At 72.8% G+C, this 25474-nt stretch carries 22 protein-coding genes; 15 read left to right on the forward strand and 7 right to left on the reverse strand.

Going from position 1 to position 25474, the window contains the following annotated elements:
* Positions 1-337 precede the first annotated feature (337 nt).
* From ACWER9_RS26020 to ACWER9_RS26050, 7 genes are all read left to right on the forward strand, one after another.
* Positions 338-1162: a DUF4097 family beta strand repeat-containing protein gene (locus ACWER9_RS26020; RefSeq protein WP_452304301.1), complete on the forward strand. Its 825-nt coding sequence runs from the start codon at positions 338-340 to the stop codon at positions 1160-1162.
* Positions 1159-1770: a PadR family transcriptional regulator gene (locus ACWER9_RS26025; RefSeq protein ID WP_452304302.1), complete on the forward strand. Its 612-nt coding sequence runs from the start codon at positions 1159-1161 to the stop codon at positions 1768-1770. The genes ACWER9_RS26020 and ACWER9_RS26025 overlap by 4 nt, the downstream gene beginning before the upstream one ends.
* A 62-nt stretch (positions 1771-1832) precedes the next feature.
* The gene (locus tag ACWER9_RS26030) at positions 1833-2534 is read left to right on the forward strand and encodes a response regulator transcription factor (protein WP_110561683.1); all 702 of its coding nucleotides are present in this window, start codon (positions 1833-1835) and stop codon (positions 2532-2534) included.
* A complete protein-coding gene (locus ACWER9_RS26035; protein ID WP_452304303.1) occupies positions 2531-4093 on the forward strand; it encodes a HAMP domain-containing sensor histidine kinase in 1563 nt (520 codons plus the stop codon). Before ACWER9_RS26030 ends, ACWER9_RS26035 begins: the two co-directional genes overlap by 4 nt.
* 62 nt (positions 4094-4155) lie before the next feature.
* The gene (locus tag ACWER9_RS26040; RefSeq protein ID WP_452304304.1) at positions 4156-5748 is read left to right on the forward strand and encodes a trypsin-like peptidase domain-containing protein; all 1593 of its coding nucleotides are present in this window, start codon (positions 4156-4158) and stop codon (positions 5746-5748) included.
* 180 nt (positions 5749-5928) lie between these two features.
* Positions 5929-6600 carry a BON domain-containing protein gene (locus ACWER9_RS26045; RefSeq protein ID WP_452304305.1) on the forward strand — a complete coding sequence of 224 codons (672 nt, stop codon included), beginning with the start codon at positions 5929-5931 and terminating at the stop codon, positions 6598-6600.
* 157 nt (positions 6601-6757) lie between these two features.
* The gene (locus ACWER9_RS26050) at positions 6758-7813 is read left to right on the forward strand and encodes a glycosyltransferase family 4 protein (protein ID WP_452304331.1); all 1056 of its coding nucleotides are present in this window, start codon (positions 6758-6760) and stop codon (positions 7811-7813) included.
* A gap of 17 nt (positions 7814-7830) precedes the next feature.
* Here ACWER9_RS26050 and ACWER9_RS26055 read toward each other — a convergent pair whose 3' ends face one another.
* Positions 7831-9330 (reverse strand): protein kinase domain-containing protein, encoded by a 1500-nt coding sequence (locus ACWER9_RS26055; RefSeq protein WP_452304306.1) that lies wholly within the window; start codon positions 9328-9330, stop codon positions 7831-7833.
* 155 nt (positions 9331-9485) lie between these two features.
* Here ACWER9_RS26055 and ACWER9_RS26060 point away from each other — a divergent pair, with 155 nt between their 5' ends.
* The 6 genes from ACWER9_RS26060 to ACWER9_RS26085 all read left to right on the forward strand — a co-directional run bounded on the left by ACWER9_RS26060 (position 9486) and on the right by ACWER9_RS26085 (position 17750).
* Positions 9486-10319 (forward strand): patatin-like phospholipase family protein, encoded by an 834-nt coding sequence (locus ACWER9_RS26060; RefSeq protein WP_452304307.1) that lies wholly within the window; start codon positions 9486-9488, stop codon positions 10317-10319.
* Positions 10319-11335, forward strand: a complete 1017-nt coding sequence (locus ACWER9_RS26065) for a 1-acyl-sn-glycerol-3-phosphate acyltransferase (protein WP_452304308.1) — start codon at positions 10319-10321, stop codon at positions 11333-11335. The genes ACWER9_RS26060 and ACWER9_RS26065 overlap by 1 nt, the downstream gene beginning before the upstream one ends.
* Positions 11336-11344: 9 nt before the next feature.
* Positions 11345-11665 (forward strand): divalent-cation tolerance protein CutA, encoded by a 321-nt coding sequence (gene cutA, locus ACWER9_RS26070; protein ID WP_452304309.1) that lies wholly within the window; start codon positions 11345-11347, stop codon positions 11663-11665.
* Positions 11666-11713: 48 nt separating this feature from the next.
* Positions 11714-15181 (forward strand): SCO7613 C-terminal domain-containing membrane protein, encoded by a 3468-nt coding sequence (locus tag ACWER9_RS26075; RefSeq protein ID WP_452304310.1) that lies wholly within the window; start codon positions 11714-11716, stop codon positions 15179-15181.
* Between the two features lie 137 nt (positions 15182-15318).
* Positions 15319-16371 carry a fatty acid desaturase family protein gene (locus tag ACWER9_RS26080; RefSeq protein ID WP_452304311.1) on the forward strand — a complete coding sequence of 351 codons (1053 nt, stop codon included), beginning with the start codon at positions 15319-15321 and terminating at the stop codon, positions 16369-16371.
* Between the two features lie 224 nt (positions 16372-16595).
* Complete coding sequence (locus ACWER9_RS26085) at positions 16596-17750, forward strand: FHA domain-containing protein (protein ID WP_452304312.1); 1155 nt, start codon at positions 16596-16598, stop codon at positions 17748-17750.
* 48 nt (positions 17751-17798) lie between these two features.
* Here ACWER9_RS26085 and rocD read toward each other — a convergent pair whose 3' ends face one another.
* The 5 genes from rocD to ACWER9_RS26110 form a co-directional block, all read right to left on the reverse strand.
* On the reverse strand, positions 17799-19025 hold the full coding sequence (gene rocD / locus ACWER9_RS26090; protein WP_452304332.1) for an ornithine--oxo-acid transaminase: 1227 nt from the start codon (positions 19023-19025) through the stop codon (positions 17799-17801).
* Positions 19025-19840, reverse strand: a complete 816-nt coding sequence (gene ddaH, locus ACWER9_RS26095) for a dimethylargininase (protein WP_452304333.1) — start codon at positions 19838-19840, stop codon at positions 19025-19027. Before ddaH ends, rocD begins: the two co-directional genes overlap by 1 nt.
* A 466-nt stretch (positions 19841-20306) precedes the next feature.
* Complete coding sequence (locus tag ACWER9_RS26100; protein WP_452304313.1) at positions 20307-21131, reverse strand: thrombospondin; 825 nt, start codon at positions 21129-21131, stop codon at positions 20307-20309.
* Entirely contained in the window at positions 21131-21577 is a 447-nt protein-coding gene (locus tag ACWER9_RS26105) for a hypothetical protein (RefSeq protein WP_452304314.1), read from the reverse strand. Before ACWER9_RS26105 ends, ACWER9_RS26100 begins: the two co-directional genes overlap by 1 nt.
* A complete protein-coding gene (locus ACWER9_RS26110; RefSeq protein WP_452304315.1) occupies positions 21574-21744 on the reverse strand; it encodes a hypothetical protein in 171 nt (56 codons plus the stop codon). Before ACWER9_RS26110 ends, ACWER9_RS26105 begins: the two co-directional genes overlap by 4 nt.
* 257 nt (positions 21745-22001) lie before the next feature.
* Here ACWER9_RS26110 and ACWER9_RS26115 point away from each other — a divergent pair, with 257 nt between their 5' ends.
* Together ACWER9_RS26115 and ACWER9_RS26120 are read left to right on the forward strand one after the other, a co-directional pair.
* Positions 22002-22889, forward strand: coding sequence for a helix-turn-helix domain-containing protein (locus ACWER9_RS26115; protein WP_452304316.1), 888 nt, complete (start codon positions 22002-22004; stop codon positions 22887-22889).
* Positions 22882-23082 carry a DUF397 domain-containing protein gene (locus ACWER9_RS26120; RefSeq protein ID WP_452304317.1) on the forward strand — a complete coding sequence of 67 codons (201 nt, stop codon included), beginning with the start codon at positions 22882-22884 and terminating at the stop codon, positions 23080-23082. The genes ACWER9_RS26115 and ACWER9_RS26120 overlap by 8 nt, the downstream gene beginning before the upstream one ends.
* 172 nt (positions 23083-23254) lie before the next feature.
* Here ACWER9_RS26120 and ACWER9_RS26125 read toward each other — a convergent pair whose 3' ends face one another.
* A complete protein-coding gene (locus ACWER9_RS26125) occupies positions 23255-25468 on the reverse strand; it encodes an SGNH hydrolase domain-containing protein (protein WP_452304318.1) in 2214 nt (737 codons plus the stop codon).
* Between the last annotated feature and the right edge of the window lie 6 nt (positions 25469-25474).

A 25474-nucleotide genomic window follows, 5' to 3' on the forward strand; every position in this document is an offset into this window, starting at 1 on the left:
GTCCAGGGCGCCACCCAGCGCCTCGCCGAGCGTGCTGCCGCCCCAGACCAGCAGCAGCCCGACCGCGAGGTAGAACGCCGCGATGGTGGCGAGGTTCCCCGCGCCCGGCCGCCGCGACCCGCGCCCGGCCTCCGCGACCCGGCGTCACCCCCAAGATCGTGCTCGATCCAGGAAGTAGTGGTCTCGGCGGCGCGGGATGCCACTGGATCCAGGATCGAGCACGATCTTCACGTGCGGCGACGCGAGACTCGCGACAGTCTTGTGATATCGCGATGTATCGCGTTACATTCTCCTCCTGTTCGGCGTGCCTCCCGCACGTCGTCGAGAGGGGGACGCCATGGCCGGATGGACGGTCGAGAGCCCGCAGCGGCTCACCCTGGACGCTCCGGTCACCCGGCTGGACGTTCGACTGATCAGTGGGCGGCTCAACGTGGTCGCCGCCGACGGGCCCACCCGGATCGACGTCACCCAGGTCGGCCGTCGGCCGGTCCTGATCGACCACACCGACGGGCGGCTCAGCCTCCGCCAGGAGCGCGGTCGGGGCTGGTCGGACGTCCTGCGGTGGCTCCGGATGATCCACCGCTACCCCCGGGTGGACGTCTCCATCGCCGTGTCCGCCGACGTCCTCGCCGATCTGGGGCTGGTGGCCGGCTCGGTGGTCGCCTCCGGCCTGCGTCGGGACACCACGGTCCACGTCGTCGCCGGCCAGATCACCCTGATGGGGCTGCGCGGCAGCACCTCCGCGAAGCTCACCTCGGGGCCGGTGGAGGCCCTCGGTGTCCGCGGCGACCTCACCCTGGAGACGGTCTCCGGGGAGGTGATCCTAGCCGACAGCGCCGCCGACCGGGTGCGGGCGCAGACCGTCTCCGGGGCCATCACCTGCGACCTGGACAACCCCCGGCGCAGCGACATCGGTCTGACCACCATCTCGGGCAGCATCACCGTCCGGGTCCGGGAGGACAGCGACCTCGCCGTCCGGCTGAACACCGCCTCCGGCCGGATCACCAGCGGCTTTCCGCAGCTGCGCACCTCGACGTTCCCGCTGCCGAGCAGCGAGGGAGTGCTCGGCAGCGGGGACGGTAAGCTCCTGGCTTCCGCGACCTCGGGGAGCATCGCCCTGCTCGCCCGAGCGGTCGACGACGACGGGGAGGAGCTGCCGTGACCGCCGTGTTCAGCCACGGGCGGCTCCGGCTCTACCTGCTCAAGCTCCTCGACGACGGCCCGAAGCACGGCTACGAGCTGATCCGCCTCCTGGAGGACAGGTTCCTCGGGCTGTACGCGCCGAGCGCCGGCACCATCTACCCCCGCCTGCAACGGCTGGAGGCCGAGGGTCTGGTCAGCCACACCGCGGCCGGTGGCCGCAAGACGTACGACATCACCGACGCCGGCCGTGCCGAGCTGCGCCAGCGGGCCGGCGAGTTGACCGCGCTGGAGACGGACATCGCGGCCGCCGTGGCGGATCTCTCCAGCCTGGCCGGCGAGATCCGCAGTGAGGTACGCGGATCGGTACGCGACCTCAAGCGGGAGCTGAGCGAGGCCACCCGGCAGACCCGGCGGGCCCGGTGGGAGGCGCCCGCGCCGCCGCCCCGCCCGGCGTCGACGGCCGGAGCGCAGGCCGAGCTGCTCGACGAGTTGGACAAGCGGCTGGCCGCCTTCACCGGCGAGGTCGGCCGGTTGGTGCGCGCCCGGCAGTTCAGCGACACCCAACTGCGCACCGCGATCCGGCTGCTCGACGGTGCCCTCGACGGGCTGCGTCGCCTGCTGCGCTGACTCTCAGCCTTTTTGCAGGAAGCGTCCAGCGCTGGCGCAGTGACGTCACCGATGATGGGCGCATGCCCGCTACCCAGACCGAGGCGCGACTGCTCGTCGTCGAGGACGACCCCAACATCCTCGAACTGCTCTCCGCGAGCCTGCGGTTCGCGGGCTTCGACGTGGCCACCGCGACAAGTGGCAGTGCGGCGCTCCACGCCGCCAAGGACCACCGGCCCGATCTGGTGGTGCTCGACGTGATGCTCCCGGACCTGGACGGCTTCGAGGTCATCCGGATGCTCCGCGAGGGCGGCACGCGTACCCCGGTGGTGTTCCTGACCGCCCGGGACGCCACCGACGACAAGATCCGCGGGCTGACCCTGGGTGGCGACGACTACGTCACGAAGCCGTTCAGCCTGGAGGAGCTGACCGCCCGGATCCGCGCCGTGCTGCGCCGCACCACGACCGGTGAGCAGGCCCCGTCCCGGCTCACCTTCGCCGACCTAGAGTTGGACGAGGAGACCCACGAGGTGCACCGGGCCGGCCAGCGGGTGCAGCTCTCGCCGACCGAGTTCAAGCTGCTGCGGTACCTGATGCTCAACGCCAACCGGGTGCTGTCCAAGGCGCAGATCCTCGACCACGTCTGGAACTACGACTTCCGGGGCGACGACAACATCGTCGAGTCCTACATCTCGTACCTGCGGCGCAAGGTCGACACCACGCAGCCCCGGCTGATCCACACCCTCCGTGGCGTCGGGTACGTCCTGCGCAAGCCGGCGGCGTGAACGCGGTCCAGCAGGCGAAGGGGCGTGTGCGCAGCGTTCCACTGCGGATCAAACTGGTCGCCTCGGTGCTCGCGCTGGTCTCCGGCGCGCTCGTGGTGATCAGCGTCTCGACCGCGTACTTCCTGCACAGCTATCTGGTCGACCAGATCGACCTCGAGCTGCGCGACTCGGCGGGCCGGATCCAGTCGATGATGCCCTCGTCGAACGTCGTCTCGCTGCCGAGCGACTACGTGGTCGTCCTGACCAGCACGACAAACGGCCAGGTGAACAACTTCGCGTACGACAAGTCCCGCTTCACGACGGAGGACCTACCGCCGTGGCCCAGCGACGCGGCCGGGTTCGAAGCGCAGGAGAAGGCCCAGGACGGCAAGCCACGGACCGTCCGCGCGCGGGACAGCTCGCTGCGCTGGCGAATGCTCTACACCGAGCTGCCGAACGGCCAGAAGGCGGCGATCGGCGAGCACCTGACCGACGTCGACTCCGCCGTGAAACGGCTGGCCTGGATCGACCTGCTGGTCGGGGGGGCGGTGCTGATCATGCTGGCCTCGGTGGGCGCGGCGATCGTCCGGACCAGCCTCAAACCGTTGGTGGAGATCGAACGCACCGCCGCCGCCATCGCCGGCGGTGATCTGAGCCGCCGGGTGCCCGATCCGGAGGAGGGGCAGACCGAGCCGACCTCTGAGCTGGGCCGGCTCTCCCGTGCGCTGAACGCGATGCTCACCCAGATCGAGGCGGCGTTCACCGCCCGAGCCGCCTCGGAGACGTCAGCGCGCTGGGCGGAGAGCGCTGCCCGGGACGCCGCCGCCGCCGCCCAGGCGTCCGAGGCGCGGGCCATCCGCTCCGAGGAACGGATGCGGCAGTTCGTCGCCGACGCCTCGCACGAGCTGCGGACTCCGCTCACCACCATCCGCGGCTTCGCCGAGCTGTACCGGCAGGGCGCGGCCCGCGAACCGGAACAGACCGCCGGTCTGCTGCGCCGGATCGAGGACGAGGCGTCCCGGATGGGGCTGCTGGTGGAGGACCTGCTGCTGCTCGCCCGGTTGGACATGGAACGGCCGCTCTCGCTGACCCCGGTGGAGCTGCCGGTGCTCGCCTCCGATGCGGTGCAGGCCGCCCGGGCGATGGCACCGGACCGGCGGATCGAGCTGGAGATCGCGCCCGAATCGGGGCCGCTCGTCGTCTCCGCCGACGACGCGCGGCTGCGGCAGGTGATCGGCAACCTGGTCACCAACGCGCTCACCCACACCCCACCGGAGGCCGAGGTCCGGGTACGGCTGCGCGCCGAACCGGGCGGCTTCGCCGTGGTGGAGGTGGCCGACACCGGCCCGGGCCTCTCCAGAGAGCAGGCGGAACGGGTCTTCGAGCGGTTCTACCGGGCGGACGCGGCCCGCACCCGACGGGCCGACGGCAACACCGGCACCGGCCTCGGCCTGGCCATCGTGGCGGCACTCGTCGCCGCCCACCACGGGTCGGTCGAGGTGGCCGAGACGCCCGGCGGAGGGGCCACCTTCCGGGTTCGGCTGCCGCTGCTGCCTCAGGTCGGCGGCGCGGGCGAGTGACTTTCAGCCAACTTCCAGGACGGTTCCAGGTTGATTGCAGTGCCGCGGGAGAAGGTAGTGCCATGACCGAGTTCGAGTCCGACCCGCAGCGCCGGCCGGCCCCCACCGACGCCGAGCCGTCGCACCCCACCGCCGAGCTGCCGCGCGACGAGCGCGTGCAGTCCGACTCCCCGACCACTCCCGTACCGGTCGTCTCGACCACCGGTGACGCGGAGACCACCGCCGCCGCGCCCGCCGGCGACGCGCAGGCCACCGCCGCCACCCCGGCCGGTTACGCCGCGCCCGCCGGCCCGCCGACCGCCGCTCAGCCGACCGGGTACGAGCCGCCTACCGGTTACGAGCGTCCGGCCGCCACGCCGTCCGCGCCGCCGTACCCGGTCTCCGGCCACCCGACGCCCGGCTACCCGCAGCCGGCCGCCGGCCACTACCCCGGTGCCCCCTGGTACCAGGGCCAGCAGTCCGGCTGGGCCGGCGGGGGCCAGCCGGGCATGCCGTACGCCCAGCACCAGCAGCACCCGGGCCAGCACCCACAGCACCCGGGTCAGCCGGTCCCGCCGTGGGGCCCGCAGGTCGCGCCGCCCGGCAGCGGTCCCCGGCCCGGTCGGATCGCCAAGTTCGCCGGTGCCGGCGTCGCGGTGTTCGCCCTGATGCTCGGGTCCGGCGTGGCCGGTGGGGCGCTCGCGCTCGCCCTCGACGGCGATGGCGGCGGTATCACCCGCACCTACAGCGCTGCGCCGGTGATCAACGGCGCCGACCTGCCGAAGATCGCCGCGTCGGTGCAGGACAGCGTCGTCTCGATCACCACCGACAGCGGCGAGGGCTCCGGGGTGGTGCTCAGCGCCGACGGCTTCGTACTGACGAACAACCACGTGGTCGCGTCCGCCGCGGGCGACGCGGTGCGGGTGGTCTTCGCCGACGGGAAGACCGCCGACGCGAAGATCATCGGCACCGACCCGAAGACCGACCTGGCCGTGGTGAAGGCCAACGGGGTGAGCGACCTCAAGCCGGCCACGTTCGGTGACAGCGACGCCATGCAGGTCGGCGACCAGGTGCTCGCCCTGGGCAGCCCGCTCGGCCTTCAGGGTTCGGTGACCTCGGGCATCCTCAGCGCCCGGGACCGCACCATCCGGGCCGGCGAGGGCCAGCCGCAGGACCCGAACCAGCAGCAGCGCCAGACGGTCAGCTCGATCTCCGGCCTGCTCCAGACCGACGCGCCGATCAACCCCGGTAACTCCGGCGGCGCGCTCGTCAACACCCGGGGCGAGGTGATCGGCGTCAACACCGCCATCGCGACCTCCGGGCAGAGCACCGGCAACATCGGCGTCGGCTTCGCCATCCCCAGCAACAAGGCCAAGGACGTCGCCGGCAAGCTCCAGCGCGGCGAGAAGGTCAGCCACCCGTCGCTCGGGGTCGGCGTCAACCCGGCCGAGGGTGGCGGCGCGCTCGTCGCGTCGGTCACCCCGGGCAGCCCGGCCGAGAAGGCCGGCCTTCAGCGTGGCGATGTCGTGACCCGGTTCGGCGACGAGCCGGTGAACGACTCGGACGACCTGGTCGGCGCGGTGCAGGCCGGCAAGGTCGGCGACCGGGTCGAGGTGCAGTTCAAGCGCAACGGTGTCGAGAAGTCGGCGACCGTGACGCTCGCCGAGACGGAATGACAACCATCTGAACCTGCTTCCTCCCTCCGGCGGCGGGTGGCGGGGCCGAGGGGGTCGGCTCCGTCACCCGCCGCTCTTTTCCGCCCGGACGGCGGTTCACCCGGATCGGGTGAACCGCCGTCACCCGTCCACCCGGGAGGTTCGGTGGGCGAGTAGTCGGCGACCGCGAGCGGAGGTGCCATGACCGAGGTGGTGGGTGTCCGCGAGGACCAGCGGATCCAACGCGACGTCCTGGCCGAGCTGGCCTGGGACGCCCAGGTGCAACCGAACGAGATCGGGGTGACCGTCGAGCAGGGCGTGGTCACCCTGACCGGGTTCGTGGACGGTGCCGCTCGCGGCTGGGCGGCGACGCGGTGCGCACAGCGGGTTCGGGGCGTACGGGCCGTGGCCGACGGGATGGAGGTGCGGCTGCCCGGCACCCCGGGGCGTACCGACGCCGAGATCGCCGTCGCAGCCTCCCGGGCGTTGGAGTGGGACAGCTTCGTGCCCGCCGAACGGCTGGACGTGACGGTGGCGAACGGCTGGCTGATGCTGCGCGGTGAGGTCGAGTTCGGGTGGCAGCGGCGGGCCGCCGAGGGTGAGGTACGCCGACTCGACGGCGTACGGGGAATCACCAACCTGATCGAGGTACGACCGGCGGCGCCACCGGACGCCGAGCGGCTGCGGCGGGACGTCCAACGGGCGCTGCTTCGCACCCTCGGCGGCGAGCGGGTGACCGTCGAGGTGGACGGCGACACGCTGGTCCTCGCCGGGGTGGTCCGTTCCTGGTGGGAACGCGACCAGGTCGAGCGGGTGGCGTGGTCCGCGCCCGGGGTGCGAGTGGTCCACGACCAACTCCTGGTGGGCGGGTGATCGTCCGCCATGTCCGGTTTAGCCGGGACGTCACCGGGAAACCGCCGCCGACCGTCTCGACCGGCGGTGCCGCCGCACCGGGGAGCAACGGGGAGGACTCGTGGCCGTGAACCACCCGCCTGCGGGCCGCCCGGACGAGCGGTCGCTACGCATCGCGATGGTGGTTCCGCCATGGTTGTCCGTACCGCCGCCCGGCTACGGCGGCCTTGAACAGGTCGTCGCCGCCCTGGTCGACGCGCTGTGCGGGCAGGGGCACGCGGTGACCCTGTTCGGTGCCGGCGGTGACCACGGCACGGCCGCCGACGGCTTCGTCTCGACAGTCGCGGAGGTCCAGTACGAGCGGCTCGGCGAGTCACTGCCCGAGTTGGCCCACCTGGCGCGGGTGAATCGGCTGATCACCGCAGCCGACTTCGACGTGATCCACGACCACAGCACGATCGGTCCGCTGGTCGCCGGCCGTCGGGCCGTGCCGACGGTCGCGACAGTCCACGGAAACCCCGTCGGGGAGTACGGCGACGTGTTGGGCGACATCGACTCGGGCGTCGGCCTGGTGGCGATCTCGCACGCCCAGCGCCAGCTGAACACGAACCTGCCGTGGGCCGGCACGGTGCACAACGCGCTTGACATCCGCGGCTTTCCGCGCAAGCACGCACCGGGCGCGGGGCCGGTGCTGTGGCTGGCCCGGTTCAGCCCGGACAAGGGCCCGGACACGGCCATCCGGGCGTGCCGGGCGGCCGGGTTGCCCCTGGTGCTGGCCGGCAAGTGCAACGAGCCGGCCGAGCGCCGCTACTACGAGCAGGTCGTCGCGCCGATGGTCGACGAGGACGTGACAGTCGTGCTCAACGCCGATCGGGCGACCACGCTGCGGATGCTCGTCGAGGCCCGCTGCCTGATCATGCCGATCCAGTGGGACGAGCCGTTCGGCATGGTGATGCTCGAGGCGATGGCGACCGGCACCCCGGTTGTCGCACTCAACCGGGGTGCGGTGCCGGAGCTGGTTCGCCCGGGGCTCACCGGGCTCGTCGTCGAGCGGTCCGAGGAGCTACCCGCGGCGTTGCTCGCGGCGGAGCGACTCGACCCGGACAACTGCGTGGCGCACGTCGCGGAGAACTTCTCGGTCGAGCGGATGGCGAGCGGCTACGCGCAGGTCTATCGGCGCTTCGCCCTCAGCCAGCACGACGCCCGTGAAGCGGCCCGGGTGCCGGTGCGCTGACCAGCCGTGTCGCCGGGTCAGGCCCCGGTCGCGCCCAGCTCGGCGATGGCGGCGTCGAGCCGCGCCGCGTACGCCGGACTGATGCCGCCCTCGCCGAGGCGGACGGCGACCTTCGTGCGGAGCCGGGCCACCGGCGGTGCCAGCTTCTCCCGGCCGGAGCTGACCGCCACGGTCAAGTTGCGCAGCTCGTTGCGCAGGTCGAGGGCCACGTCGTCGCGGATCTCGCCGGCGCTCAGCCCGGCGCCGATCAGCCCGTCGACCCGGTTGGCGGCTTCGGTCAGGGTGCCCGGGTTCGAGGTGGGCGCCCCGGTGGTCGGCTTCGGCGACGGTGCGGCGGTCGTCGGGGTCGACGTGATCGGCGCGGACGACTCGGCTGTCGGCGGGTCGGTCGACCGGGTCGTCACCGGGCCGGCGGAGGGCTGCGCCCGGCGGCCCGGCTGCTGTTCGGGCAGCAGGGCCACCCCGGCCAGGGTCGCCCCGACGGCCAGCACCAGCAGCAACACCAGCCGCCGCAGTGACCAGCCCGACCCGGTCGTCGGCTCGGCCGCGCCGGTGGAGGACCTGCCGTCCGATGTGTCCCCATCGAGCCGCGCCGCCGCCGGGACGCTTGCCGTCGCGACGGCTGGCGGCTGCGGTGGCAGGGGCTGGGTGGGCACCCGGACGGTCGCGGTCGGGGGCTCCGCGGGCAGCGAGTGCTCGCGGAGCGTGGTGGCGACCTGCCGGGCGGTGGGTCGGTCGGCCGGAGTGCGGGCGAGACTGCGCAGGCAGATCTGGGCCACCGGTGGGGGCAGATCCGGTAGATCGGCAAGAGTCGGTGGGGGGCCGGTGGCCAGCGCGGCGCTGAGCTGCTCCCAGGTGTCCGCCGGGTATGGCACGCGGCCGGTGAGCGCCTCGTGCAGCAGCACACCGAGCGAGTAGACGTCGGTGGACGGCTGGGCCGGTGCGCCGTCGAGACGTTCCGGGGCGACGTATGCCGGAGTGCCGAAGGTCTCGCCGTCCTCGTCCTCGTCGGGAGCGCCGATCCGGGTGGCGATGCCGAAGTCGAGCACCTTGACGCCGGTCGCGGTCATCATCACGTTGGCCGGGGTGATGTCCCGGTGCACGATGCCCAGCCGGTGCGCGGCGGCCAGCGCGTCCGCGACCTGCGCGCCCACCTGGACCGCCTCGGTCCACGGCAGCGGCCCCTCGGTGAGCCGCAGCTTCAACTCCTCGCCGGTGAGCAGCTCCATCACCACGAACGAGGTGATCGAGCCGTCCGGGTCGACAGTCTCGCCGTAGTCGTGCACGGAGGTCAGGTGCGGGTGCACCAGCTGGGCGGCGGCCCGTGCCTCCTCGCGCACCATGCCCCGAAAGCGCGCGTCGGCGGCGAGTGACGGGGCGAGCACCTTGAGCGCGACCACCCGGTCCAGTACCTCGTCCCGGGCACGCCAGATGACCGACATGCCGCCGGCGCCGATCTGGTCCAGAAGTCGGTATCTGCGAGCCAGCAATCGGCCCGGATGCAGTGCTGCCTTCACGGATCGCACCTGCCTCAGGGGTGGGAGCCGTATCAGGTTGCGCGAATGTGTCCGGCCTGTCAACGCCGTCGCCGCCGACCGTCGGTGGACGGTGCCTGCCGTGCGCCGACCGCCGGCCCGGCGGCCGGCGGCGGGCCCGTGCCAGGATGAGAGGCATGGCGGGGGGACCGGTGGCGTTCGTGCTCGGCGGCGGGGGAGTGCTCGGCGCGGTCGAGGTCGGCATGTTGCGCGCGCTGTTCCGCGCCGGCATCCAACCCGACATGGTGCTCGGCACCTCGATCGGCGCGGTGAACGGCGCGCTTGTCGCCGCCGACCCGTCCGAGGCGGTGACCGACCGGCTGGTCCGGCTCTGGGCCTCACCCGAGGCGAGCGAGGTGTACGGCGACTCCGTCGCCCGGCAGCTGCGCCGCTTCGCCGCCCGCACCCACCTGCACTCACCCCGGCCGCTGCGCCGCCTGTTGGAGACCGAGCTGGGGGTGGACACCACCTTCGCCGACCTGCGGGTGCCGTTCCGGTGCTGCGCCGCCCACATCGAGCGCGCCGCCGAGCACTGGTTCGACAGTGGCCCGGTGGTGCCGGCGGTGATGGCGTCGGCCTCGGTGCCGGGCCTGCTCCCACCCATGCAGATCGACGGCGCGCACTACGTGGACGGCGGGATCGTCAACTCCATCCCGATCGGCGAGGCGGTGGCCGTCGGCGCCCGCCGGATCTACGTGCTGCAGGTGGGTCGGATCGAACGGGAGCTGACCCCGCCCCGCCGGCCGTGGGAGATCGCGCAGGTCGCGTTCGAGATCTCCCGCCGGCACCGCTTCTTCCGGGAGATGGCGGCGTTACCCGAGGGGGTGGAGGTGCACGTCCTGCCGACCGGGGGGCTCAACCCCCGCGACGACACCCCGTGGGCGTACCGGGACATGGCGGCGGTGGGACGGCGGATCAGCCGTGCGTACACCGCCTCCCGGCGTTACCTCGCCACCCACCGGGAGCGGTGATGCCGCTGCCTCCCCGGTGGCTGCGCCGGCTGCTGCTCGCCCCCACCGTCGTGCTGCTCGCCTTCTTCGTGGTCACCACGCTTCCGGTCTGGGCGCTGCTCGCCGCGGCCGCGTCCCCGCTGGTCCCGGGCCGGTTGCGTCCGCTTCGGCTGCTCTGGATCGGCTGCTTCTACCTGGTCTGGGACGCTGCCGCGCTGATCGCGCTCTTCGTGCTCTGGGTCGTCTCCGGCTGCGGTTGGCGGACCCGGTCGCCGGCCTTCCAGCGCGCGCACTACGTGCTGGCCGGCTGGTTCCTGCGGGTGCTGTTCTGGCAGGCACGGTGGACACTGCGGTTGCGCATCGACGTGGTGGGCACCGACCCGGACACTGCGCTGCCCGGCCGACCCGAGCTGGTGCTCTGCCGGCACGCCGGGCCGGGCGACTCGTTCATCCTGATCCACGGTCTGGTCAACTGGTTCCACCGGGAACCACGGATCGTCCTCAAGGACAGCCTCCAGTGGGATCCGGCCATCGACGTGCTGCTCAACCGCCTGCCCAACCGCTTCATCGCGCCGACCCCGGAGCGCGGCGAGGAGACGGTACGCCAGGTCGGGCACCTCGCCTCCGGCCTGGACGACAACGACGCGTTCGTGATCTTCCCCGAGGGCGGCAACTTCACTCCCCGGCGACGCCTGCGCGCCATCGCCCGGCTGCGCTCCCTCGGCCTGGAACGGATGGCCCTGCGCGCCGAGCGGATGCGCCACGTGCTCGCCCCGCAGCCCGGTGGGATGCTCGCCGCGCTTGACGCCGCGCCGGACGCCGGGGTCATCTTCGTCGCCCACACCGGCCTGGACCGGATGCTCACCGTCGCCGACGTGTGGCGGGAACTGCCGATGGACAAGCGGATCGTGATGCGGTTCTGGTCCGTGCCACCGGAGGACGTGCCGACCGGGCGGCAGCAGCGCATCGACTGGCTCTTCGACTGGTGGGCGCAGATCGACGCCTGGATCGCTAAGAATCGGGACAATGCCGCGTAGGGTGCGGGCGTGGACGAGATCTGCGTGGTGACAACGGTGGTGGACGCGCGTGCGGTCGCCGACGTGCTGGCGGCTGCGGCCGTCGCCGGCAGGCTCGCCGCCTGCGCCCAGGTGGGTGGTCAGGTGGACAGCACCTACTGGTGGCGGTCCGGGATGGAGACGAGCACCGAGTGGTCGGTGCAGTTCAAGACCGCACCCGACCGACTCGCCGCTCTGCTGGACCAGATCCGGGTCAGCCACCCGTACGAGGTGCCGGAGATCCTGGTGTCCAGGGTGGAGAGCGGTAACCCCGACTACGCCACCTGGGTGTACGAGCACACCCGATCCTGAGTACGCGCACTCTGGGTCGCGCCTCGGTCGGGTGTCGATGATGACCGGGTGGACGACACCCGTTACCCCTGCCCCGCCTGCGGTGCGCCGGCCGACCTGAGCGCCGGGTGTTCCGGCTGCCGGCGCGCACCCGACCCGATCGCCGCCGAGGTGGTTCGGCTGAGCCGGGAGGCCGCCGAGCTCGAGCCGAAGGTGGAGCAGGCGCGCCTCGCGTACACCGAGTTGGCCGGACGCCTGACGGCCGTGTCGCGGCGGCGGGCCGAGCTGGCGGCGGTCGTCCGTGCCGGGTTGGCGGCCTCGGTCGTGGCGCGGCCGGCGTCTGTGGTCGGGCCGGTGCCGTCCATCGGCCCGGGTCCCGGGGTGGCGGCGGGTTCCCGGCCGGGTGCGGCGGAGGCCTCGACCCGGACGGTCCAGGGTCTGCTGTTCGTCCTCGGTGGACTGCTGTTGGGCACCGCGGCGGTGGTGTTCACCGCGGTCGCGTGGGCGGCGGTGGGGGTCGGTGGGCGGGCGTTGATCCTTGCGGCGTTCACCGCGCTCGCGCTCGGTGTGCCGCTGCTGGCGGTCCGCCGGGGGTTGCGCGGCACGGCGGAGACGTTCGCCGCGGTGGGGTTGCTGCTCGTGGTGCTCGACGGTTACGCGGCCTGGTCGGTGGACCTGGCCGGGGTGGCCGGGTGGCCGGGCAGTCGGTATGCCGCGCTGGTCGGGGGGGTCAGCGCGGCGGTCGCCGTGGCGTACGGCAGGTGGAGCGGGTTGACCGGGCCCTGGTTCGCCGCCCTGGTGGCCGCCCAGCCGGCGTTGCCGCTGCTCGCCGTCGAGGCGGGGTTGGGTGCGGCGGGGTGGACGCTGGTCCTGCTCGGGGTGGCGTCGCTGAACCTGGCCGTGCTGGTCGCGCTGCGTGGTCGGGGAGGGGCGGCGCAGCTCGTCGGCCGGGTGCTTGCCGGCGCCGGTCACGTCGCCGCGCTCGTGGGCGCTGCGGCATGCGCGGTGGTGCCGCTCGTCGGTGGGCGGGCGGGGGGCTCGCCACTGCTGGCCGGGGTGCCGCTGGTGCTTGTCGCGCTCACCGGGTTCGGTGCGGCCCGGCTCGTCGGGGGGCGGGCTCTGCGGGCGGTGGCGGCCGGGCTGCTGGTGCCGGTGCTCGCCGCCGCCCTGCTGCGTCCGGTGGCGGAGCTGCGGCCGTCTCTGCTGCTGCTCGCGGCGGCGACGGTGGCGCTCGGGTTGGCCGCGGCCGTGCGGCTCCTGCCGGCGGCGGTCGGGGCGGCGTCGGACGGGGGTGGCGGTTGGCGGACCGGCCCACGGGCGGGTGCGCTGTTCGTCGCGGCGGGCACGGCGCAGGTCACCGTGCTGATCACCATCGGGCTGGCGGCCGCCGCCGTCGGCCGGTCGCTGCCACCGTGGGGCGGGGCCGGGATGGGGCCGGACCTGCGCTGGGGCTGGCAACTGGCCCCTGCGGTGGCGCTGGCGATCGGCGCGACGGCGCTCCTGCTGCCCCGCACCGTGTGGGGGGTGCTCGGCACCGCCGGTGCGGTGGCGGTGCTGTTCGCCGCGCCCGCCGGCTGGACGGCCGCCTGGCCGCAGGTGGTGGCCATCGACCTGGTCGGCGGGGTCGCGCTGCTGCTCGCCGTGTTGGCCCGCCCCGGCACCCCACCTGTCGCCCTGCGCACCCGGGCGCTCGGCGGGGCCCTCCTGCTCGGGCACGGGCTGCTGGTCGCCCTTGCCGCCCCGACCGGTGCCCTGGTGGCGCTCGGCGTGCTCGTCGTGGTCGGGCTGGCGCTCGCCGCACGGCGGGGTTCCGGGGCGTACCGGGAGGTGGCCGGCGTGGGTCTGCTGGCCGGGCAGCTCGCGCTTCCCGGGATCGCGGCGGTGGCGCTGTTCGCCACTGGCGCGCCGCCCTGGTGGCAGGCGCGGCTCGCGCTGGCCGCCGCCGGGCTGTCGCTTGTCGCGGCGCTGGCGGCACGTCGCCACCGCGGGGAGCTGATCGGGTACGCGGTGACCGGCGCCGTCGTCGCGGTGACAGTGCCCGGCCTCGCGCCGCTGGTCGTGGCGGCTGACGAGCCGCTCGCGCTGTACGCCGCGCTGGCCGTGCTGGGCGTCGCGCTCGTCGGCTGCCTGCTGCCGTCGCCGGGCGCCTCCGGCCAGGTGGCCCTCGGAGATCGGCCGACTGCCGACGGGCGTGGGCCGGCGCGGTCGGCGCTGGTGGTGGCGGCGGGCGGAACGCTCGCGGTGGTCGCCGTCCTGGCGAGCCTGCCGACGGTGCTGGCCGCGCTCGTGTCGCCTCCCGGCGGTCGGGTGTGGTCGGGGGTGCCGAGCGTCGTCGCCGACCCGTCGGTGCTCCCGGTCGGGTTGGCGCTTGTCGTGCTTGCGGTGGCCGCCGCGCTCGCCGGTCGACGGGTCGCTGTGCCGGTTCCGGCCGTGCTGCCGTTCGCTGCGGCGGCGCTGCCCGTGCTGCTCGTCGCGATCGGCGCGCCGTGGCCGGTGCTGCCGGCCGCAGTCCTGCTCGCCGGCCTGGCCGCGCTGCTGTTCACCGCGCTTGCCGCGACCCGCCCGGCGCTCACGCCGATCGCCGTGCCGGTGGGCGTGGTGCTGGTGGCCTCCGGGGTGCTCGGTCTGCTGGCCACCCGGGCCGGGACGCTCGCGGCCGAGGGGGTGTTGCTGGTGGCGGCGGTCGTGGTCGCCGCCGGAGCGCGCCGGTTCGAGGTACGCGTCACCGGTGCACTCGCCGCCGTCGGCGCGGCGTCCGCGTTGGCGGTGACCGCCCCGCTCGCCGGTGGGCTGCCGCTGCGGGCTGCCGCGTACCCGCTGCTGGCGGTGGCCGTGTTGGTGCTGGTCGCCGCCGCGCTCACCCCGGCGGGGATCCGGCTGGGACGCGTCCTGGACGCCGCCGCGCAGGCCGTCGCGCTGGTGGCGGCGGTGCTCGCCGTCGAGGCGGCACGGCACCTCGCCACCGTCTGCGTGCTCTGGGGCGTCGCCGTCGCGCTGCGGCTGCTGCGTCGGGGGGAGCCGGCCGGTCGGCGGTGGGCGTTCGCCGGGATCGCCGCCGGCAGCGAACTGCTCGGGGCCTGGGTGCTGCTGGCCGCCGGCGGGGTGACAGTGCTCGAGGCGTACACCCTGCCGGCCGCGGCCCTCGCCGTCGGCGCGGGGCTGCTGGCGTTGCGTACCCGCCCTGGGCTGACCAGCTGGCCGGCCCTCGGCCCGGGGCTGGTCGCGGCCCTGCTGCCAAGCCTCGTGTCGGTGCTGGCCGGGCCGGACCCGCAGCCGTGGCGGCGACTGCTCCTCGGGGCGGCGGCGACCGGCGCGGTGCTGGCCGGCGCGACCCGCCGCTGGCAGGCGCCGGTGCTGCTCGGCGGCGGGGTGCTGACGCTGCTGGCGCTGCACGAGGTGGCCCGGGGCTGGGACCTGCTGCCCCGGTGGATCTACCTGGGGGTCGGCGGGCTGGCGCTCGTCGGGCTCGCCGCCACGTACGAGCGGCGGCGACGTGACCTGGCCCGACTGCGCGCTGCGGTGGGCCGGCTGGGCTGAGTCGAACCCCTACGGGTAGGGCCTGCCCTACCTGTCATTCGGGGGCTGCCGGGGTTACTCAGCGCTACCACGGTCGGGAGACTCGACAGTGAGCCCGCACCACCGTGGCACGGGCGCAAGCGAGACGGGGGCAAGCGATGGCGCTCGGAGCGGTGGCGGAACCGCCGGTACGACGGCGAGGCAGTGACTACGCACAGTTGTCCCGGCGGATCAGCCAGGCGGGCCTGCTGGAGCGGCGCCCCGGCTGGTATGTCACCCGCATCGTGCTCACCCTCGGTGCCTTCGTGGCTGGCTGGGTGGCCGTGTTCCTGCTCGGCGACTCCTGGTGGCAGCTTCCGCTCGCGGCGCTGATGGCGGTGGCCACCACCCAGGTCGCGTTCCTCGGCCACGACGCCGGGCACCGCCAGATGTTCCGTCGGCGCGGGCCCAGCGAGCTGGTGGGGCTGTTCGCCGGCAACGCGGCGGTCGGGCTCAGCTACGGCTGGTGGGTCGACAAGCACAACCGGCACCACGCCAACCCGAACCACGAGGACGAGGACCCGGACGTCGGCGCGGGCGCCCTGGTGTGGACGTACGAGCAGGCGCTCGGCACGCGGGGGTTCGGTCGCTGGCTGGCCCGGCGGCAGGCGTACCTCTTCTTCCCGATGCTCCTGCTCGAGGGCCTGAACCTGCACGTGGCGAGCATCCGGGCGATCGTCGGCCGGGAGCCGAACGGCGGGTACACCGTCCCGATGCGGCACCGGGCGGCCGAGGCGGCGCTGCTCGTCGCGCACACCGTCGGCTATGTCGCGCTGCTGCTCGCGGTCATGTCTCCGGTCAAGGCGCTGCTCTTCGCCGTCGTGCACCAGGCGCTGTGGGGCCTCTACATGGGCTGCGCGTTCGCGCCGAACCACAAGGGCATGCCGATGCCGACCGCGGAGGACGAGCTGGACTTCCTGCGTAAGCAGGTGCTGACCTCCCGCAACGTGCGTGGCAGCCGACTCGTGGACACCGCCCTCGGCGGCCTCAACTACCAGATCGAGCACCACCTGTTCCCGAACATGCCCCGCGCCAACCTGCGCCGGGCCCAGCCGATCGTCCGTGCCTACTGCGTCGAGCAGGGCATCCCGTACGCCGAGACCGGGCTTGTCGAGTCGTACCGGCAGGCACTCGGTCACCTGCACGAGGTGGGGCGGCCGCTGCGCGGCTGAACACACCAGGGGGATGGGCGGGGGCGGTGCCGGACGGCACCGCTCCCGCCTGCGCGTGTCGGGTCGATCGACACCCCGCTACCGCTGGTCGATGCCGGCCGTCGTCCCCGGTAGGGTCGGCGCATGGCAGACCTGCTCACCGCGGAAGCGGTGCGAGACGAGCTGGGCGGGCTGACGGGCTGGTCCCCGACCCGGCGGATCGACGACATCGTCCGGAGTGCGGCATGAGATTCGAGATCAGCAAGGTGCTGGACGCCATCGAGGGGCGGGTCTGCACCGACCCGTCGCTGGCCCGGGCGGTCATCGACCTGGCCGAGGTGATCCGCTACCAGGACATTGACGGTGGTCGGCCGGCAAGCCTGTTACGCCTCGGCATGGTCATCGACGCGCTCTCCCGCGAGCTGGAGGAGGACAGCGTCCAGGTCTACGCGGTGGTGCACCGGGCGTTGCTCTCCGACGCCGACCTGACCTCCAACGAGCGGATGGTCGTGCGCCGCTGGGCGGACGACGGGCTCGTCGAGGTGCTCGACAACCCGGGTGACCGGATGTTGGAGGTCGCCGACCTGCTCGGTCTGCCGGTGCTCAGCCGGGTCCGCTTCGACGGGTTGCGCGGGCGGTTCCCGTGGCTTGTCGAGCAGCCCGGTCGAGTGGTCGCTCCGGTGCCGGGCGCCGGCGGGCCGGTGTTCATCGCGCACGTCGGTGGTGGGCACTCGCCGGTGGCCGGCAAGCGCTCGCCGACCGGGGTGAAGCTGCTGGCCCGCCAGTGGCGCTGCCCGGAGTCGGGCTGCGCGCTGTTCGGCGGCGGTGGTGGGGGTGGCGCCTTCGCCGACCTGGCCGGTGGCGCCGACCGCAGCCCCGCCGCGCAGCCGCCGCCCGCGTTGCGCAACGGCGTGCCGACCTGCCCCCGGCACGGCGCACGGCTCGGTGACGCCGGCCCGCGTCCGCGTACCGAGGTGCTCGCGGTGCGCGTCGGCGGTCTGGTCCGGCGGCGGTTCGTGCTCAGCGAGGAGCAGCCGATCGTGGCCGGTCGTGCTCCCGAGCAGGACGGCGGGATCATGCTCGGGCAGTGGCTCAACGACGAGGCCCGGCGGTGGATCAGCCGTGGTCACGTCCGCTTCGAGCTGCGGGTCGGCGAGGTCATCGTGACCGACGTCAGCACCAACGGCTCCGGCATCCGCCCGGCCGGTTCGATGACCGAGTCGGACCGGATCCCGCTGGCCCCCCAGCAGTCCCGGGTGCTCGGTGAGAACGACATGGTCGAGCTGTACCCGGGGGTGCAGATCGGTCGGGCCGAAGAGTTGCCCACCGGCGCCCCGTTCACCCCGACCTCGGTGATGGCCGAGGCCCCGACGATGGCCATGCGCCTACCCCGCGCCTGAGGCGGTCCCGGCACCGGGTCGGCGGCGGACCGCCGACCCGGTTCATGATCAACTTAGGGGTTGTCCGGCCAGCACCTCGGCCAAAGCGGCCACCGCCAGGTCGATCTCCTCTTCGGTGATGACCAGGGGTGGGGCTAGCCGGATGGTGGAGCCGTGGGTGTCCTTGGCGAGCACCCCACGAGCGGCCAGCCGCTCACACGCCTCCCGACCGCTCATCAGCGCCGGGTCGATGTCCAGACCGGCCCACAGGCCCCGTACGCGTACCCCGACCAGGCCCTTGCCGACAAGCCCTTCCAGGCCGGTCCGCAGCCGCTCACCCAACTCGGCGGAGCGGCGCTGGAACTCGCCGGTGGCAAGCAGTCGGACCACCTCGATGGCCACCGCGCAGGCGAGCGGGTTGCCGCCGAAGGTGGAGCCGTGCTGGCCGGGCTTGAGCACACCGAGCACGTCGGCGTTAGCGGCCACCGCGGAGACCGGCACGATGCCGCCGCCGAGCGCCTTGCCGAGCAGGTACATGTCGGGCACGACGCCCTCGTGGTCACAGGCGAAGGTCGCGCCGGTACGCCCCAGACCCGACTGGATCTCGTCGGCGATGAAGAGCACGTTGCGCTCGGTGCAGACCTGTCGTACGCCCGGCAGGTAGCCCTCCGGCGGCACCACCACACCCTGCTCGCCCTGGATCGGCTCCAGCAGCACGGCCACCGTGTTCTCGTCGATCGCGGCGGTCAGCGCCGCCAGGTCGCCGTAGGGCACGACGGTGAACCCCGGGGTGTACGGCCCGAAGTCGGCGCGGGCGTCCTCGTCGGTGGAGAAGCTCACGATGGTGGTGGTCCGCCCGTGGAAGTTGCCCTCGGCGACCACGATGTTGGCCTGACCGGCGGGCACGCCCTTGACCTGGTAGCCCCACTTGCGAGCCACCTTGATCCCGGTCTCCACCGCCTCGGCGCCGGTGTTCATCGGCAGCACGAGGTCCTTGCCGCACAGCTCGGCCAGCTCCCGGCAGAAGTCGGCGAACTGGTCGTGGATGAACGCCCGGCTGGTCAGCGTCAGCCGGTCCAGTTGGGCGTGCGCGGCGGCGATCAACTGCGGGTGCCGGTGACCGAAGTTCAGCGCGGAGTAGCCGGCCAGGCAGTCCAGGTAGCGGCGGCCGTCCACGTCGGTGAGCCAGGCGCCCTCGGCGGACGAGATCACCACCGGCAGCGGGTGGTAGTTGTGCGCGGTCCAGCGCTCGGCGTCCCGGACCGCTCCCGGCGTACGCAGCTTGTCATCCACGATCACTTGCTTGCCTTTCCCTGACGGAGTCGCAGCGTGCAGCACTTCGGTCCGCCGCCGGCCTTACGTAGCTCGGACAGGTCGACCCCGATGGTTTCGTAGCCCCGGTCGCGCAGCTTGGCGGCCAGGTCGGTGGCCTGCGCGGGCAGCACCACGTGCCGTCCGTCGCTGACCGCGTTCAGCCCCAGCACCTCGGCGTCGGCCATGGTGGCGTGCACCGCGTCGGGGAAGAGCCGGCGCAGCACAGCCTGGCTGCCCGCGGAGAACGCCTCGGGCAGGTACGCCACGGTCCGCTCGTCCAGCACGGTCAACGCGGTGTCCAGGTGGTAGAAGCGCGGGTCGACCAGCTGCATGGTGATCACCGGGTAGCCGAAGACCTCCTGCAACTGGGCGTGCGCGGCGTGCGCCGTCCGGAAGCCGGTGCCGGCCAGCAGGTGGTCACCGGCCAGCAGGACGTCGCCCTCGCCCTCGTTGACGTGCTTCGGGTCGTACATCTCGAAGCCGGCGGCCTCGAACCAGGCCCGGTACGCGGGCGCCTCGTCGGCGCGTTGCGGGTCCCGGAACTGCACTGCCATCGCCTTGCCGTCGATCACGGTGCCGCCGTTGGCGGCGAAGACCATGTCGGGCAGGCCGGGCACCGGAGTGATCTCCTCGACGGTGTGGCCCAGGTCGAGGTACGTCTGACGCAGTTGCTCCCACTGTCGGACGGCAAGCGCGGCGTCGACCGGTGCGCTCGGGTCCATCCAGGGGTTGATGGCGTAGTCGACGGCGAAGTACGTCGGCCGGCACATCAACAGGCGCTGGCTGGTGGCGTCCATCGTCATTGTCCTGCTCCCAGGGGTCGGGCGCGCCCGGCCACCGTGGCCCACGGGCTGGCGCCGTGGCTCAACGTTATGCGGCCTCAGCGGCAGGATCCACCACCGAGAGTTGCGCAGGCCGTAGATCCGTTGCGTGTGGTGAGCCAGGTGAAGCGATTCGTTGCGTGGGAGCGTGGAGGGGTATCGGGTCTCGCTCCGGTGGCCGAGGGGCCCGGGGCGGGGCGGAGGGCCTGGGTGGGGGCCGGGAGGCTCGGGTCGGGAGGCAGGGGCCGCGAGACCGTCGGGCGCAGGAGATCCGCCGAACGGTGACCTGACCGGAACCGGCGAACCCGGGAAACACTTCAGGGGCGGCGAACCGCCGCCCCTGAAAGGGTGTCTCCCGGCCGGTGAACCACCGGACTGATCGGGTTGCCGGCGAACCGCCGGCTGTTCGCCGGTGCATCACCGGCGAGCGGAACAGTGCCCGCTAGAAACGATCGACAAACTGTGAGTCGAGCCACTCCCGGAAGCGCTGCACCCAGTCGCCGTCGGTGGTCGGCCAGTCGAACTGGCCGGTCATCGCGAGCACCCCGATCACGACCGTGGCCAGACCGATCAGCACGCCGAAGAGCGCGTCGGTGGTGCCGGCGACGTGCCGACGGCGGGTGGCCATCAGGCCGAGCACCGCGAGCACCGCACCGAACGCGCCGAGCCCGATGCCGTACCCGGCCAGAGTCCCGGTCAGCACGAACATCGCGCCGGCGACCGAGACGATCAGGCCGAGGGTGGCGAGCAGGCTGGCCCGCGGCTTCGGGCCGCGCGTCACCGGCGGCTCGGGCGTGGTCGTGCCCGGAGCCGGGGAGACCGGGCGGTCGGTGGTGTCGGGCCGCCGGGTGGTGCCGTCGAGGTCGGCGTCCCGCTCGGCGGTGCGCGTCGTGGTCGGAACGGCGGAGGGCCTGGGCTTGGTCTCCTCCTTGTTGACGGTGCTGGTACGGGGCTCGGGCGCGACCGAGTGGGGGCTTCCGTTGCTGGGCTCGGGTGCCACCGGGCGAGTGCTGCCGTTGCTGGGTTCGGGTGCCACCGGGCGACCGCTGCGGGGCTCGGCCTCGACCGGTCGCGCGGTGGCGGCTCGGGCCACTGCCGCCCGCTCGCTGGCCCGTCGCTCGGCCTCGCCGAGCCGGCCGTCGGCGCGGTCGTCGGACTGGCCGGTCGCGGTGACCGGGGTGTCGCGGCCGTCCACGCGGCCGTCGAGGTTCTCGTCCGACGTCGGTGCCGGCTCGGACCGGCGGGACAGCGAAGGAATCCTGACCACTACACACCTCCTGATGAATGCGTGGTGGCCGACGGAAAGGGTGGCACCCACGCGGTGTCGCCCCCCGAATACCCACCTGGGCGTTTCCTGACACCAATCCTGGGTACGGCCGCCCGGACCGGCGGTGACCGGCCCCTGCCGCTGGCCGGCGTCGCCCGGCCCGGCGTCGCCCGGCCCGGCGCGGGCGTGGCGCGGGCGGCACTGGCCCGGCCTGGCGCGGGTGCGGCGCGGAGCACCCGGATGCCGGCCTGTTGCACGAACACCTCCCGCTTGTCGATGGCCAGGCCCTTGTCGTTGATCACGTAACCGGTCAGCCAGACCCACCCGTGGTAGGTCGGGCGCGGGTCCACACTCACCAGTCGGAGGCGCAGCGCCCGGTCTCCGGCGAACTGCACCGAGCACGCCTCGCCGATCATCAGCAGGTCGCCGGGCTCCAGTGTGGTCACGTCGGCCAGTGCCCGCGGGTGATCGGGATGCGGTGGCGGGCCCGACAGGGCAGGTCCGCACCGCACCGGCACATCGTGCGCCAGCGCGCCCAGCTCCAGACCGGTCGGTGTCGGCGGGCGAGGGTCAGCGCGGTGACCAAGACGTATTCGTTGTACGACACGCGCACGGTGGCGTCCTTCCCGAAAGAATAGCGTCACACTCCCCAGGGTTAATGCGCCTGACTGGGAGATCTGGCTATTGTCGACGCCACTCCCGACGCCATTTCTGGGATTTCCTGACGCGTGACAGCATGTTCCACGCTGGCCACCTTGTGCAACGCTCCCACCCGACCTAGCCTCAGGCCAGATCGACGCACGAGGAATGGTAAGGAAATGCGTGCGGGGTGGAACATTCAGTGTTGCAGGAGGAGAGCGGTGATGGTGCATGGCGGATGAAACAAGCGGGTCCACTGTCCCTCGGCGGCAGCTCGGACGGCTGCTCACACAGCTCCGCGAGGACGCTTCGGTGACGCTTGACGCGGCGGCGGACGCACTGGACTGCTCCCGGCAAAAGGTGTGGCGCATCGAGAAGGGGTTGGTCCCGGTGCGCGTGGTGGACGCCCGCGCCATGTGCGTCCTCTATCGGGTGGCCGACGAGATGGGGGAGATCGTCGCCGGCCTCGCGAAAGAGACTCGCGCCCGGGGTTGGTGGCATTCCTACGGTGACGTGGTCCCGTCGTGGTTCTCGCTGTACGTAGGCCTGGAATCGTCGGCCACGCTGATCCGCCGATATGATTCCGAGCTGATTCCCGGGCTCCTGCAGACCCGGGAGTACGCCAGCGAGTTGTTCCGCCGCAAGAATCCGACCATGAGTGCTGCGGACCGGGAGAAACTGGTGGAGGTGCGCCTGCAACGGCAGGGCGTCCTCGTGCGCCGGCTGCCCACCGCGCCCACCCTGCGGGTCGTGCTGAGCGAGGCGGTGCTGCGGCGCACGATCCCCGACCGACGGGCGATGGTCCAGCAGTTGCGGCACCTGCTCGACGTGGCCACCCTGCCGAACGTGAGTCTGCGGGTGTTGCCGCTCGCCGCAGGTCCACCGTTGGCCAGCGAGAGTGGCACCTTCGTCCTGCTGGACTTCCCGCAGGCGTTCGGGAGGGCGTCGACCGAGCCGACCACCGTCTACGTCGAGAACATCACCGGAGCGCTGTACCTGGACAAGCCGGCCGAGGTGGCCGCCTACGAGCATGTGTGGTCGGACCTGGAAGCGCTCGCGTCAGGTGAGGCAGAATCAGAGAAAATGATCACTTCGATCATCGAGGAGCATCATGACTGACCTTGCCGGCGCCACCTGGCGCAAGAGCACCCGCAGCGGCGGGAGTGGCGGTGACTGCGTCGAGGTGGCCGACAACCTGCCCGGCGTCGTGGGCGTACGGGACAGCAAGGACCCGACCGGCCCGGCGCTGGCCTTCGGTCCGGCCACCTGGGCCGCCTTCGTCAGCAGCGTCAAGGGGCACTGCCCCTGCTGACCGTCCCGCCCACCCCGACCGAGTCGCCTTCCTGGAATCCGGGGTGTCCCGCTCATCGGGACACCCCGGTCTCCTGAAACCCGAGTCGATCAACGTGCCGGGAGCCCGCGTCGATCAGCGTGCCGGGAGCCCGCGTCGATCAACGTGCCGGGAGCCTGCGTCGCCTGGCCTGTCACGCGGCCGCTGCGTCATGGACCGCCCTGGCGAGGTGCGGCCCGAGGGTACGGCTGAACGTCCCGGTGATGTGCCCGACTGTGTCCCGGTAAGTGATGACGTTGCCGATCACGGCCGGGCACGAGGTCGAGTCGCAGAAGTACGGCCGCAGGTCCACCAGTTCGACGCCGGGCACCATCGCGGCCGCCGCGACGAGAGCGTCGGTCTCGGCGTACGCCCGGGACACAGGGGTGGCGCAGTTGTGGTCGAGGACCGAGAAGTTGACCCGTCGCACGCACTCCAGGGCCGCCTCGGAGACGCCGGGGTTGTCGGCCACGACAACGATCTTCGTCCCTCGATCGGCGACTGGCTTCCATGCCTCCGCGTACATCCGCGACACCCAGTCCTTGTCCGGCGCGGTCTTGTGCCGTGCCGCGGTGACGATGACGATGTCGTACCGCGGGCCGGTGACCAGCCGCTGCTGAATGTCCTTCATCGTCTCGTCGCAGGTGCTGCCGGTGCCGGTCCGGATCCATTGGCAGCCCCAGCCGACGTAGCTGTCGAGCTTCCAGCCGTACGTCGCCAGCTGGCTCCGAAGCCCCGGCAGCAGCATCGCGGCGTGGCTGTCGCCGAGCAGCGCGACCGAGGTGGTGCCCCGGCCGGACTCACCGTAGGTGCAGGTGCGCATCGGTGCCCGCTCAGCGATCCAGCAGTCGAAGGCACCGGCGGTGTCCTTCGTCAGATCGGCCGAGGCCGGCAGGATGAAGTTGCCCTGCACCGGCGGGCAGCCGAGGCTCGCGTCCCGGGCGGCGGCACCGAGGCAGCGTTCGGCACCAGCGGGCGGCTTTGCCTCCGCCGGCGTGGTGTTCCAGACCGGCGTGGCCGCGGCGACGGCTACCGACAACACGAGCGCTGCGGCCACCAGGCTTGGCCGCAGGACGGCGGTGAGCCCGCCGGGCCGGGGCGGACGCGGCGCCCTGTAGGTGGGGGCCCGCGAGGCCGGATACGCGGCAGGCGTCGTCCCGGCCGCCGGGCGACGGCCCCAGGTCGCCTTGCGCAGCGGGTCTTCCACGCCGTGGTACCCGACGACGGAGAGTGCGGTGATGATCACCGCTGCGGTCACGTAGTAGGCCACGCTGTCGCTGGGCATGAGCGCCGCGAGGAGCACGACGACCGGGAAGTGCCAGAGGTACAGCGAATAGGAGATGTCGCCGACGTAGCGGCTCACCGGGTTGGTCAGGGGCCACAGGTACGGCTGGTCACCCCCAGCACCGGCGGCGATGACGAGGGCTGTGGCGAGCACCGGCAGGGTCGCCCACGGCGCCGGGAAGCCGGGCGTCGCCGGCACGAGGAAGAGCGAGGCGACGATGCCGGCCATGCCGAGCCAGCCGAGCAGCGTACGGCCGGCCACCGACCGGATGGCAAGAGCGCTGCCGAGGACCGCGACGAGCGCCCCGACCCCGAGTTCCCAGGCGCGGGAGAACGTGGAGAAGTACGCCACGGTCGTGTCGGTACGGGTCTCCCACATCGCCCATGCGAACGAGACGACGGTGATGGCACCGATCGTGGTGCCGACCGCCAGCCGCCGTGCACGTAGACCCCACGCGAAGCGGCGGACCCCGAACAGCAGGATGCCCAGCATCAGCCAGGGCCAGACGACGTAGTACTGCTCCTCGACGGCGAGGGACCAGAAGTGCTGCACCGCCGACGGCGGCAACCCCTCCTGGAAGTAGTCGGTGCCTTCGCGGGCGAACCGCCAGTTCGCCATGAAGAAGAATGAGGCGACCACGTCGCGCACCAGTTGACCGAACCGCACGGCGTCGAGCAGGAAGGACGCCGCGACGACGGTGCTGACGAGGACAAGTACCGACGCGGGGATGATCCGCTTGATCCGGCGGACGTAGAAGCCCCGGAACGAGATGGTCCCGGTGCGATCGTGCTCGCGCAGCAGCAGCGACGTGATCAGATAGCCGGAGATGACGAAGAAGACGTCGACGCCGACGAACCCGCCCGACGGGTACCGCACGAGGTGGTCGGCGATGACGGCAAGCACCGCGACCGCCCGCAACCCCTGCACGTCTGGGCGGAACGTGGCCGGCTTCGCGGTCCGCGCTGGACCGACCGGATCGGCCCGCTGCTGCTCGTACGTCGTGTGGCCGACCGACATCCGACCGTTCTCCCCCCGCCCGTCGTCCGCCGAGACGTCGGCGGAACCGGTGAGAGTATGCGGCATGTACCA

The organism is Micromonospora sp. NPDC003944 (genome assembly GCF_053605225.1).